The organism is Vibrio sp. Vb1574, assembly GCF_033338675.1.
In genome coordinates this window covers 54,852-67,780 of sequence record NZ_JAWOTC010000014.1, presented here as the reverse complement: position 1 = coordinate 67,780, position 12,929 = coordinate 54,852, and the positions used below count along the sequence as shown (strand labels likewise).

Below are 12,929 nucleotides of genomic sequence, written 5' to 3'. Positions count from 1 at the left end.
AGGTTATAGCTTCTAGGCCCTAGGACCTTCCTTACAAACGCATATCTACGCTTTCTTTATCTAGAACGTATTTCAGGTCGTACAATACGTGTTCTGGTTTACCTAAAGTACGAATTTTCTCAACACCCATTTCTTTAAATTCGTTATGAGATACCGCCATGATGATCGCGTCGTAATGACCTTGCTTTTCTTTTTCGCAAAGCGTTAAGCCATATTCATGCTGCGCTTCATCATTTGAACACCAAGGGTCCATAACATCGACGTTGATGTTGTACTCTTTTAGCTCAGAGATAATATCCACCACTTTGGTATTGCGTAGGTCTGGGCAGTTTTCTTTAAATGTTAGGCCCATAACAAGTACGTTTGCGCCTTCTACGTGAATACGTTTTTTCAGCATTTTTTTCACCAGCTGAGAAACAACGTATTGCCCCATACCATCGTTTAGGCGTCGGCCAGCCAAAATCATTTCAGGATGGTAGCCTACTGCTTGCGCTTTATGCGTTAGGTAGTACGGATCAACACCAATACAGTGACCGCCTACCAAACCTGGACGGAATGGTAAGAAGTTCCATTTAGTGCCTGCCGCTTCTAACACTTCTAGCGTATCGATACCAAGCTTGTTGAAGATGATTGATAGCTCGTTGATTAATGCAATGTTTACATCACGCTGAGTGTTTTCAATGACTTTGGCAGCTTCGGCTACTTTAATTGATGACGCTTTGTGTGTACCTGCAGTGATGATGGTTTTGTATAGCTGGTCGACAAACTCTGCGACTTCTAGCGTTGAGCCACTTGTTACTTTAAGAATGTTCGTGACTCGGTGTTCTTTATCACCCGGGTTGATTCGCTCTGGAGAGTAGCCTGCGAAAAAGTCTTGGTTAAACTTAAGGCCAGAAACACGCTCAACAACGGGAATACAATCTTCTTCTGTTGCACCTGGGTATACGGTTGATTCATAAACGATGATATCGCCCTGATTTACTACTGTACCCAACGCTTCTGAAGCTTTAATAAGAGGCGTTAAATCCGGTTGTTTGTGTTCGTCAATTGGAGTAGGAACGGTAACAATGTAAACATTGCACTCTTTGAGTTCTTGAAGAGAGGAAGTATAAGAAAGGTATTTTGCTTCTGCTAATTCATTATCGCTGCATTCTAATGTGCTATCGCGTCCGGCAGAGAGTTCATCGATACGATCTTGGTTGATATCGAAGCCAATCGTTGGTGATTTTTTGCCAAATTCCACTGCAAGTGGTAAACCAACGTAACCTAAGCCAATGATGCCAACTCTGGCGTTTTCTAATGAAAAGTTCATTTTTAGTTCCTAGCAAGTTTAGATTTTTAGAACGCCTTTAGGTCTGGTTAGGGTAACCAAAGGCGTAGATAGACGAAGGACGCACAGGGCATCCCTTGAGAAATTCTTCAATACTTGTAAGAGTGATTTGTATTCGAATAGCGAATATGGATGTTTTAGGCATGCCGTAGACACGTTGATAGAGCACATGAGTATATGTGCAACGAGAACACTCTACGGAACTAGATACGTGGACGGTAAATAGAAGGGAGGAACCTTATGCCTAGCCAATTATCACTCAAAAACTGTCATCGCAGCTTTGAATTGTCCCTCTGACGTAATGGGACATTTAGTTAATTATTTGTTTAGGCGCACTTTTTATAAAAGCCGACCTTGCCAGAAATGCAACTATGTGCTTAATTGTATTTATATTTATCTGGTGACATTTTTATGTCACTTAGAGAGCTTTGTTTTGCTTTTTGGCACGCTACCGCCCTTAGGTCTGGCTCCTAAAAGCAGTGCATTTGGTTTTTTATCATTTGTGCTCAAGGCAAAGGATTGTATAGCAAACAGGTTGCAACGAAAAGTACAAGACTGACAAAAAAATGGCTTTTTTATGACAACTAACCAAGATATAAAGTGTCAGTTTAACCAGAAAATCGTAAATTCTACCTACCTAAAGCGCGTTTTATAATACGCATTTATTCGTTTATATTTATTACAAAATGCAAAAAGTTGCCTATGTGGAATATGCATCACAATTTAATGCAACTTAAAGCACCGCTTAACACTCCCCTAGCATTTTGACTCCTACTTTCGTGTTTATCTGGTCGGTTACCCTCCCTCTTCTTTCTTCGATTCATTACATTGATGCCTATGAAAAGGAGATAGCTATGAAAGTACTTCATCATGGTGGGAAGGATACGGTGACGGGCTCTTGTCACGAACTGCGACTTGAGCAAGGGAGCATTTTGATCGACTGCGGGTTATTTCAAGGTAAAGATGCATTGGTAGGTCGTCATGATCGTTCGCTGGCTATAGAGTTTCCTTTAACCAAGGTAAAAGCGCTGGTACTGACCCATGCTCATATTGACCATATAGGCCGATTACCATGGTTACTCGCTGCTGGTTTTAAAGGCAAAATCTACTGCACACAAGCTACTGCTGAGTTGGTTCCTCTTATGTTAGAGGACGGATTAAAGCTACAGCTGGGTTTAGGCAAACATCAACGGCAACATATATTAAATCTAATTAAGCAACGATTGGTGCCATGTCAGTACAATACATGGCTTCCTCTTAAGGGGTTGGCTTATATACGCTTTCAATCTGCGGGCCATATTTTAGGTTCTGCTTATTTGGAATTTAAACTCTCAAATAATGACGTAGTGGTATTTTCTGGTGATCTCGGTCCCAGTGATACGCCTTTACTCCCAGATCCGAAACCTCCTGAAAAAGCAGACTATTTGTTTATTGAGTCGACCTATGGTGATAAGCACCATGAAAGCGTGAAAAGTAGAAGCACTCGATTGCTCTCTATTATCGAACATGCGCTGGAAGATGGTGGTGTGATTGTTATTCCTGCTTTTAGTGTCGGTAGGACACAAGAACTGTTATTCGATATCGAACAGCTTCTTCACCAGGAGTCTTTACATGGTGCCCTACCAATTATTCTTGATTCGCCTTTAGCACGAAAAGTGACAAAGACTTATCGGCGCTTTAAAAAGCTTTGGGGTAAAGAAGCAAAAAGGCGTTTGGAACAACATCGTCATCCTCTCGGGTTTGAACAATGTATTACGATTGAGACTCATGCTGAACATATGAGATTGGTGAATCGTCTGGCGAGCACTTCTGAACCGGCTATTGTGGTTGCTGCTTCTGGGATGTGCGAAGGTGGTCGAGTGGTGAATTACCTCAATGCGTTGTTACCAGATAGTCGTAATGATGTGCTGTTTGCTGGCTATCAAGCAGAGGGAGCGCTAGGGAGAGAAATTCAAGAGGGTGCGAGTGAGGTTGATATCGAAGGAAAGAAAATTAAAGTGAAAGCTCAAATACATACGATGTCTGGCTATTCTGCTCATGCAGATCAATCTGATCTAATTCGATTTGTAGAAGGAATTAATCCGCCGCCAAAAGAAGTGCATTTGATTCATGGTGAAAATAAAGTAAAAAGAGCCCTACATTCCAGCCTAACAGCAAAAGGCTCTACCGTTGTTAAATAAGCGTCAGCTACTTACCGTTACATGTGTCTTACCAATTTGAAATCGCTTTCTAATCCAGCAGGTAATACGCCAAATGTAACTAATGATGAAGACATAACATGTAAATGCCAATAAAAAGAGTATCAACATGACGTGCTCATGCACCTGAAACACCTGCCCTAGAGTTCCAAACGCAGCAAACAATAACGCCCAGAAGGTAATGAATGCTAAAGTTTGTCGCGATGACAAACCCAACCGCATACATATGTGGTGAAGATGTAAACGATCAGCCTTAAAGGGAGACTGTTTCTTCCTTAAACGACGTAGCATGACCATTGCCATGTCCATTAAAGGAACAGCAATTAACCATAAGGCCGTAACAGGCTTCATTAAAATAGCTTGCACCTCATTCGAAATGCTTTGCGAGCTGTGTATTAGTAACCAAACAATGGTGAAACCAATCAGAAAGCTTCCTGAGTCTCCCATAAATACCTTAAATGAGCGCTTAGGGATCAGATCTAGGTTACACAATATGTACGGGAACATGGAAAGCACAAAGATAAAACAGAATATTGTTAGCTTTACTTCTCCGGCTTGGTAAAACATAAACCCTAAAGCTAAAAATGTGACTGATGCTAAAGACGCCAATAAACCATCAATTCCATCGACCATATTGAATGCTGTAATACAACCAATGATTGCAATCGTTGTTAGTAAAACATTTGCACTACCTACGTTGAGCACCCCAAATCCAAATAGATTGCCAAGCTCTGTAAGCGCAATCCCTTCACCAAGGGTAAGCCAAACGGATATGACGGTAATGACGCAGAGCCTGAAAGAAGCGCTGATGTCTAACTTGTCATCTATTGTGCCGATAATAGTCAGTATTAGACCACATACAAGAAAGTCCTGCTGATTTGGCAAAAGTTGTCCTTCAAACGTACTTGCTAAAGTAATCGTGACAAAGAGGGACAAACCACCTATTACAGGTACATCTCCAATATGCTTTTTACGACATGATGGTCTATCGACGAAGTCATGGGCAAGAGCAAGCTTCCTGAAAGTAAACAAGCTAATAAAAGACACACTGACAGTAAGTAAAACAAGAGAGATCAAACCAAGTTCCGTTGTGATAAGTATAGTTATAAGCAACATTTTGCGGCTTTCACTAAATCAGCCGATTGAGCTAGATTTGCTTGCACGCGATTTGTGATCTAACAGGCATTAGTTCCTGCGTTTATCAAAATCACCTACTAATTGTATATCAAATAAATTCTCTTGAATTAGATTTTATACAAAAAAGCAAGCTCAAATGCGCTTGCTTTTATAAATAACTAGTTTTAAACAAAGCCAAACTTAGTTATGTGACGATTAGACAACGTTTAAAAATCAAAACTAGTGATTATTTGATATCAATTGCACTAAAGCTCTTAACTAGGTCATCGACTTGCTTAACCTGAGATAAGAACTGCTCTAGTTTTGCCAACGGGAACGCAGACGGGCCGTCACATTTTGCTTTATTCGGTTCAGGGTGAGCTTCCATAAACAAACCAGCAATCCCGGTTGCCATACCAGAAAGGGCTAACTCAACCGTTTGTTCACGGCGTCCGCCTGACGCGGCACCAGAAGGGTCTCGCATTTGCAATGAGTGCGTCACATCAAAAATGATTGGGCTACCTTGCGATGCTTTTTTCATTACTCCAAAGCCAAGCATATCAACAACTAGGTTATCATAACCATGACAAGCACCACGTTCACACAGTATGATACGATCGTTACCACACTCACCAAACTTTTCTACAATATTGCCTACTTGGCCCGGGCTCATAAACTGGGGTTTCTTGACGTTGATCACCGCACCAGTTTTAGCCATCGCTTCTACAAGATCTGTCTGACGAGCTAAAAATGCAGGTAGCTGAATCACATCCACCACTTCAGCAACTGGCTGTGCTTGAGCTTCGGTATGAACATCAGTGATAATTTTCACACCAAATGTATCTTTCAACTCTTGGAAAATTTTCATCCCTTCATCAAGACCTGGACCACGATAAGAGTGCACAGAGCTACGATTCGCTTTATCAAATGACGCCTTGAAAACATACGGAATACCAAGCTTTTCCGTTACTTTTACGTAGTACTCACAAATCTGCATCGCTAAGTCACGCGATTCTAGGACATTCATACCACCAAATAGAGTGAATGGTTTGTCATTCGCAACTTCAATATGACCGATGTTTACGGTTTTCTGGTTCATTGGGGTTTCCGTTTTTATCTTAATGAATATATTTATTTAGCTAGTAGAACATGACGAACACGTTCTAAATCTTCAAGAGTGTCAATACCGTGCTCAGGCTCCTCACTTGCCTCATCAATGACGATTTCGACGCCGTGAGCTAACGGACGTAACTGCTCCAGTTTCTCTAAAGACTCAAGAGGATGCTCAGTAAGTTGAGTAATCGCTTTTAACGTCTTTACTCGATAGGCATATAAACCGATATGTCGGAAATAGTCGCCTTGTGGCAATTCAGCTATTTCAGTAGAGAATTCATCACGCGGGTAAGGAATTGGAGCTCGACTAAAGTAAAGAGCTTTGCATCTTTCGCCTTGAGCTACTTTTACCACGTTAGGGTTGATAAAATCTTTTACATGCTTAATGCGCTGCATTAGTGTCGCAATGCCAGCGTTACTATGGGCATCAAGCAGGGCTGAGACTTGTCGTAACAGCGCGATCGGCATCAATGGCTCATCTCCTTGAAGGTTTACCACGATGTCATCATCAGCAAAGTTTAGCTTGTTCGCCGCCTCAGCTAAGCGATCGGTGCCGGAATTGTGTTTCTCCGAGGTCATGACCGCGGTTGCACCAGCGTGACTGACAACATCAAAAATATCTTGATTATCTGTCGCTACGTAGACCGAGTCTGTCAGGGTCAGGGCACGCTCTACAACATGGGCAATCACTGGCTTACCCACCAGATCCAGCATTAGTTTGCCAGGCAATCGGCTTGAACCGAAGCGAGCTGGAATAACAATATGAATATTAGACATTAACGTTCCATCTTTGTGAGTGACGTTGATTAGAGATAAGAAGCAGATCTAAGATCGGATAAATCGCTTGAGCGTATTTTTAGCTTTCTTCATCGCAAGTAACAACTGCAACTTGGTATCTTTGACTTGCACTTTTCCAGCTTTCATTTGTGCTACACGAGTCACCGCCTGTTCTGCTGTCATCGTTTTACGCGTAATAGGGTCCACATAAGTCGGGTATTCTATCAAGGCAAAGTAAGCCAAGCTTTCGACCGAATGAGAACGCGTTCTTCTTGCGCAAATCAGCTTATCATTGGTAAGCCCCCACCCCGCATAGAATGGTAATCCGTAACAGGTGACGCGCTTACCTCTCAACAGCGCTTCAAACCCGGTTAAGGACGTCATGGTATGAACCTCATCGACCATTTCTAATAAGCTTGCCATTGAGGCCTGCGTTTCGACATGATCGGCCGCGCGTGTGAAATCGCCCTGCCAGTTACCGTTATCTCGTTGACCAGCCAAAACATCGGGATGTGGCTTATAAATAATGTAGGCATCCGGCTCCGCCGTCCTTACAGCTTTAAGAAGCGTCTCGTTGTGATAGATCTCCGGTGAGCCATACTTGATTGACGCATCAGACTCTACCTGGCCCGGAACCAAAATGATTTTTCGATTTTGAGGCAAAGAGACGTCGCAATCGCTACCAACATTGTATTTAGTCAGATTAGCCGCCAGCAGTTGAGTTATCAGCGCACGCGCACGTACGCAGTCCCAATCGCTATACTGCTGATTTTCCAACATGTACTCTAAATCGCTGGGCTCTCGGACATCAAAGTAAATACCACGCGAATCGCACACAAGAGATACCGGACGATTAAAATGCACCCCTAACCCTACAGATCGGATAAAGCCATCTTCAATACAATAGTTGTTTTCATCCAACGACCCACGACCCCAGCGCAGCATTTCTTCCGCTTCGGAACTCACCTTCTCAAACCGCCAGGCTTTCAGGTAGTCACCAATCCATCGTTGTTTCCACCACGACAATTTTGATATAGAAACTGTTCTGGAAGGTTTTGCCATAACTTTGAGTGTATCCGTCATATAACTGATAATACGCTCAATATCACACCGTTCCCCAAGAATAGGATCTACATAGCGTGCATATTGTATATATGCTGCATAAAATAACTGCTCCAGTGAACGATCAACGTTTCTGCGAGGGCATTGTTGTCTATCGTTAGTCAACCCCCACCCGGCGTAAAACGGCACACCAAAACAATGAACACTCGCCCCGGCTAAGAGCGCTTCGAATCCCATCAAGCTGGAAACGGTATAGACACTTTTAACGCTGTCTAAAAAGTCCCAAGGGTTTACTTTTTCCGTGTGCACCCGAATATTCGGGTGCTCAAATGGCAGAGGGTAAAGAAAACCTTTCTTCTTTCCATGCACAACATCAGGGTGAACTTTCACCCAAACTGTTTCGTCTGGATTTTCCTCAACTGCCTGTTTAAGCATGTCAACAAATGTTTCTTGCGAGGCTTGCGCGCCCTCAACAGAAGCATCACCTAGGGTCTGATCAATCACCAATACGTTGGGTTTTTCTTCTAGTAAGCTATCATCTCGCTGGTTTTGATTGTATTTCGAGAGTCGATACTGGCGAATCGCGTCAATACATAAGCGACTGCGCACAAGCTCGTCAGAGCCTAAACCTTCACTTTCTTTGATCAAAATTTCAAGTTTCGACGGCTGCCTTGCATCGTAATAGATGCCGACATCATCTACGACTAGGCTCAGAGGCTGCGCACCCGCAACCCCTAAGCCAATAGAACGAAGAAAACCATCTTCCAGTGCAACGTAAGGGAGAGCATGTTTTTCAGCATAATCTCTGGCTCGCTTTGCCGTGGGTTTAAAGCCCCAGCCGATGACCGATTTGGTCTGTTTTACATTCGGGACATATTCAAGAAAACCCGTCAATGACTTTATTTTCTTAATACCTGATGAAAATATTATATAGTCACTACTCATAACCAAAACTTCGCAGTTTCTCAAGACGCTTTTCTATAGCAGCTTTATCATCAACGCTTACCGTATAATTGTTCAGATATTCATAAATAAAGCTAGAGTAATCATTATTTTCTGAAACAAGCGCTTTTTCAAAATAGTTAACAAGCTGTTCAACTTCCTGACATTCTAAAGCAACTTGGGAATAATCAGAACGGCCAAATGTCACAACTGATTTAGAGTACATTACAGCCTCCAAACCAACTCCTGAGTTAGCTGTAAACACAAATTTGCTATTATCAATCAAGTCATGAATTGAGCTTTTACTTTCAATTACGTGCTTGAAACTCAAGGCCCAAGATAATAACTCTCGAATTCTCACAGAATTGCAGTAAGGGTGTTTCTTAAGAATCAGTTTTAATCCTTTCTCTTGTGTGAAAGAGACGATTTCCTTAAGAGCATCCTCTATATCAAAATGGCGCAATACGGCTACTGCATCCGTTTCAACCTGCAATGGCATGAAGACATAATCAAAATCAAAATTCATTTCAGTACTATTTTGATGGTATTTTGATGATTTTTGAGCCTTAAAATTTTCGATAAAAGATAAGATTAATGATTCATCAATACAAGTAGTGTCATTAGGAATATCTAGACTAGAAAAAGCACTAAAACCTGCGTAACCTTTGGAGTCCAATGACACTCTTCCTGATAACGTAGACTCTTGAACAACAACATTATTTCCTTCCCGATCACCTAATACCGAGTGATAGCAAACTACATCACTCGTAGATTTTAGATCAACATCTCGCCAGTTATATTGCATTCTTGGAATGAATGCGTAATTCCCATCCCAAAGAACTTCAAGTAAATTGACATAAAATGTTCTTATAGATCCATAAATGTCTTTGGTCGTATCTAGATTAAAAAACACTGTTGGAATAAATAATTCAAAGATATCATTTCTTTCATTTGCTTCTTCAAGACTTAAGTACTTGACATCGCCTTTATCGACACAAGCAATATTATCTTGCGAATCGTTATAATAAGCCAAATGGAAAATATTTCTCGACACTTCGGAATTCGTTAGAGAATATCCCAAATCAGATTTTACTGAATCTGATAGCTTATCAAAGAATGGTAAATATCTAGATCTTACTACCGCTCGTGACCTGGCTTCATTTAAAGTGGCTTCTTTGAACGAAGAGCAAAATTTATCTCTCAACTCAAATATACGCATTTTAGTACTAGTAAACTCTTCGCCTTTGAGCAAAGGTGCTACTCTCAAAAGCATTGGAACTATACGAAAGGCTTCTTTATTAGGTACTTTGCTATCTAAAAGAGAACATAATTCTTCATGAAGATCGTTAATATTATCTTCATCAGCATGAAGAGAGATAAGTTTTGCTGAACCATAATGATAATTAACCCCCTTCAAAGCAGAATAATAATTTAGGGCGTTAAGATATTTACCGTCATTCTTGTAGATATCACCCAAGAAAGTGATAACACCTTGATTAGTGTGATTTTTATAATAGAAGAACTCAGTTAAACTTAGCAGCTCATCATTTAAGCCCGAACTAAGTTTAAACTTAAAATATTGCAATAAAAACTTATTTCCCTTTCGAGAATCAATCAGATTACAAATCGCCTTGTGGACAACATCTTTATTCGCTTTGTAAAATGAAGCATCTTTACTCCGCTCTATTATTGCCTTTTGAGCCTGTGCGGTGTTGAAATGTCTGCTGACAAGGACATTGTAAAATCCCATTGCAGAATCATGGTCATTATTTTCAAAAGATGTAGACATTGATTCAAAAATGGAATCAAGTTTTGAATTTGTATAATTAGTGGAACCATTACCGCTAGATGAACTTATTTTTCTAGCTTCATTAGAAACTTTATCAGTACCCTTTTTATCTAAGCCACAACCACTTAGCTCTGGGTATCTATCGAAAAAGTAGTTTTCAATTACATAATTCTTGACTTCAGCATTTTTAATATAATATTTAAAAAGATATTTCCCACCAAAACCAAGTCTTGTACAAAATGTAATTAATTTTATGTTAATTTTTGACGGTAACAAAGGTGATATAAGTTTAAAAGCAGCTCTTAACATAGCTCATTTATCTCATCGCTTTCTTCAAAGCAAACTTTTGTTTTCTTTCATGTCTAACTAAATCAGAAACAAATCGTTGCCCCTGAGTTTTATTTAGATTGCCTAATACACAACCCTGTGTCGTATGCTTGATAGTTGATACAAACTCATCACGCGTTAGATCTACGAATAAATCATTTTTAATTTCGTGTGTATCAATAGGATTATGTAAAGCTTTTTCTAAAGCAATAGAAAGCTCTTTGGGTTCGTTTACAACAACGCCTAGCCTTTCAGAGCATTTAAACTCTAAGCTATCCAGCCCTACTTTGTCATGCTGCATTGACTCTAAATCCAGATGATGACACAAAACTATCGGTTTATCACAATAAACCGCGTCAAATATCGCACCACTGTAATCAGAAATAACGACATCTGAGACTTGAATCAACTCACTTAATTCATAGTCATTTGCTACAATAACGTGACTATCAGAGAAGTCGTTGGTAACATCACTTAATGTTAACGTGTTGTGATGCAGTTTCAGTATTACATTATAATCATCCGCTTTACTTAAAATCTCATCGATATAATGAGGGTAAGATGATAAGTCCCCCCAAGTAGGGCAATACAAAATAGTTTTCTTTAAATTATCTAACTTTAGCGTCTCTTTAAGAGAACTACTCTCACCCACCGATAGTTTATCAAATTTTGGATGTCCAATATTAAACGTAGGGGCAAAATGTGATAGTTTTTCAGTAGAGTAATTACCATAAGAAAAAATTACACTGGCAAATGATCTCCACGTTCCGTAATTGTGATTTTCTTTTGCTAACCCATACTGAAGCATAGCAATCTTACTTTTTTCGATATACTCTATTTGAGGAAAAACTGTTTGACAAAAAATAACATCAAAAACTCCATCTAAGTGTTTAATCTTAGACTTATCAATAAATAGCTTTTTCATCTTCATATCAGCTAGTTGATCTACACTAAAAATAGAGTCATTAGCTAATCGTCTTTCAATAATCAATGTGATATCATCGAAAATATCGTAAAACTTGCTAAAATGTTTAAATTGAAATTTGTTCCAAATTAAGAAGGCCACTCTCATTGCGCGTTTTCCTCATGAATACCGATTTGAGTACTAGCATTAGCCTTAATATGATTTTTAATATCTGTAGAAGAAATATTTTCTGTTCTAGATAAATATACAACTTCGCAGTGCTCTTTTAGAAAGTCAAATTCACCCTCCCAATCATCACCTATAACAAAAATATCAATGTTATACTTTTTCACATCTTCAATTTTCTGTTCCCATGATGTCTCTGGAATGACTTGATTAACATGCTTTATTGCATTAACAATTTCCGCCCTATCTGGATATGGAATCGCTGTTACTTTTCCTTTATGTGTTAAATTAAATTCATCTGTAGACAATGCCACAATAAGGTTGTCCCCTAAAGATTTTGCTCTTTCTAAAAGTCTTAAATGACCAACATGAAACACATCGAACGTTCCATATGTAATTACATTTTTCATTAATATCACTCACAACAAAAATATTTATCATAAAAGTACTGCGCTGTTTTCTTTGCCTCAGACGTATATGATCTTGACCAGAAAACAGTCGCGTCAACTTTATTTTTAGATGGACTGCCATAGATTTTCGAGAAGCGCTCAGCACTTTTAGTGACGATTGAACCAGCAGCTACTATAGAACATGCACCAATATGTACATCTTTCAAAATCATTGCACCTTGGCCGATCCAAACGTGAGGCTCTATGTAGATAAAATCTTTAGGCTTATTAACTTGTTGCATAGTTTCTATACTCCAAATCGGATGAGCATCTGTATTTCTTACTGTAATACCATGTGAAAACATACAATCATCACCAACTATGATCGCTGATGATGAGTTGCCAGATCTTAGCCCACTTCGAAATGCAACAGCGCCAGAGGTTGTTACATGATTTCCTAGAACTATAAAATCATTTATGCACTCAGACTTTAAAATCGTCTGTTTTAGATGACAATTATCGCCAATATAAACTGTAGAGTTATCTTTATTTATATTTATAGAGAAGCTCCCTCTAACATTGCTTCCAATAAAAACTCGACAGTTACAGCTGTTATTAAATTCAATTTTAACCTTGTCTGGAATAACACTTTTAGAAAGTACTAAATTTCCTTTCTTATCATCAGCCATCTTATTAAAGTTATTTTCATTCAAGTCAAAATTATTAATAATATCTTTCGCTTTCTTTATTAAATAATCTCTTTTCACATCCCTGCCCACTCATTGCATTCAGAATA

The 12,929-nt window shown here is 39.5% G+C and carries 10 protein-coding genes; 1 reads left to right on the top strand and 9 read right to left on the bottom strand.

What is annotated here, in order from left to right; translation table 11 throughout:
• Positions 1-31: 31 nt before the first annotated feature.
• Positions 32-1,312: a Vi polysaccharide biosynthesis UDP-N-acetylglucosamine C-6 dehydrogenase TviB gene (gene tviB / locus R7O12_RS11920; RefSeq protein ID WP_318100877.1), complete on the bottom strand. Its 1,281-nt coding sequence runs from the start codon at positions 1,310-1,312 to the stop codon at positions 32-34.
• A gap of 872 nt (positions 1,313-2,184) precedes the next feature.
• On the opposite strand from tviB, the gene R7O12_RS11915 reads away from it, so the two are divergent.
• A complete protein-coding gene (locus tag R7O12_RS11915; protein WP_318100880.1) occupies positions 2,185-3,510 on the top strand; it encodes an MBL fold metallo-hydrolase in 1,326 nt (441 codons plus the stop codon).
• 3 nt (positions 3,511-3,513) lie between these two features.
• On the opposite strand, the gene wecA is transcribed toward R7O12_RS11915, so the two are convergent.
• The 8 genes from wecA to R7O12_RS11875 all read right to left on the bottom strand — a co-directional run bounded on the left by wecA (position 3,514) and on the right by R7O12_RS11875 (position 12,900).
• Positions 3,514-4,605, bottom strand: a complete 1,092-nt coding sequence (wecA, locus tag R7O12_RS11910) for a UDP-N-acetylglucosamine--undecaprenyl-phosphate N-acetylglucosaminephosphotransferase (RefSeq protein WP_239945660.1) — start codon at positions 4,603-4,605, stop codon at positions 3,514-3,516.
• Positions 4,606-4,891: 286 nt separating this feature from the next.
• On the bottom strand, positions 4,892-5,743 hold the full coding sequence (kdsA, locus tag R7O12_RS11905) for a 3-deoxy-8-phosphooctulonate synthase (protein ID WP_006742492.1): 852 nt from the start codon (positions 5,741-5,743) through the stop codon (positions 4,892-4,894).
• Positions 5,744-5,775: 32 nt separating this feature from the next.
• Positions 5,776-6,534, bottom strand: a complete 759-nt coding sequence (gene kdsB, locus R7O12_RS11900; protein ID WP_167426991.1) for a 3-deoxy-manno-octulosonate cytidylyltransferase — start codon at positions 6,532-6,534, stop codon at positions 5,776-5,778.
• A gap of 48 nt (positions 6,535-6,582) precedes the next feature.
• Positions 6,583-8,541, bottom strand: a complete 1,959-nt coding sequence (locus tag R7O12_RS11895; protein WP_318075961.1) for a capsular polysaccharide biosynthesis protein — start codon at positions 8,539-8,541, stop codon at positions 6,583-6,585.
• Positions 8,534-10,636 (bottom strand): hypothetical protein, encoded by a 2,103-nt coding sequence (locus tag R7O12_RS11890; RefSeq protein ID WP_170893648.1) that lies wholly within the window; start codon positions 10,634-10,636, stop codon positions 8,534-8,536. Before R7O12_RS11890 ends, R7O12_RS11895 begins: the two co-directional genes overlap by 8 nt.
• Positions 10,637-10,643: 7 nt before the next feature.
• Positions 10,644-11,726, bottom strand: a complete 1,083-nt coding sequence (locus R7O12_RS11885) for a CDP-glycerol glycerophosphotransferase family protein (protein WP_318075962.1) — start codon at positions 11,724-11,726, stop codon at positions 10,644-10,646.
• Positions 11,723-12,154: an adenylyltransferase/cytidyltransferase family protein gene (locus R7O12_RS11880; protein ID WP_170893646.1), complete on the bottom strand. Its 432-nt coding sequence runs from the start codon at positions 12,152-12,154 to the stop codon at positions 11,723-11,725. Before R7O12_RS11880 ends, R7O12_RS11885 begins: the two co-directional genes overlap by 4 nt.
• 5 nt (positions 12,155-12,159) lie before the next feature.
• Positions 12,160-12,900, bottom strand: coding sequence for an acyltransferase (locus R7O12_RS11875; protein WP_170893645.1), 741 nt, complete (start codon positions 12,898-12,900; stop codon positions 12,160-12,162).
• Positions 12,901-12,929 lie beyond the last annotated feature (29 nt).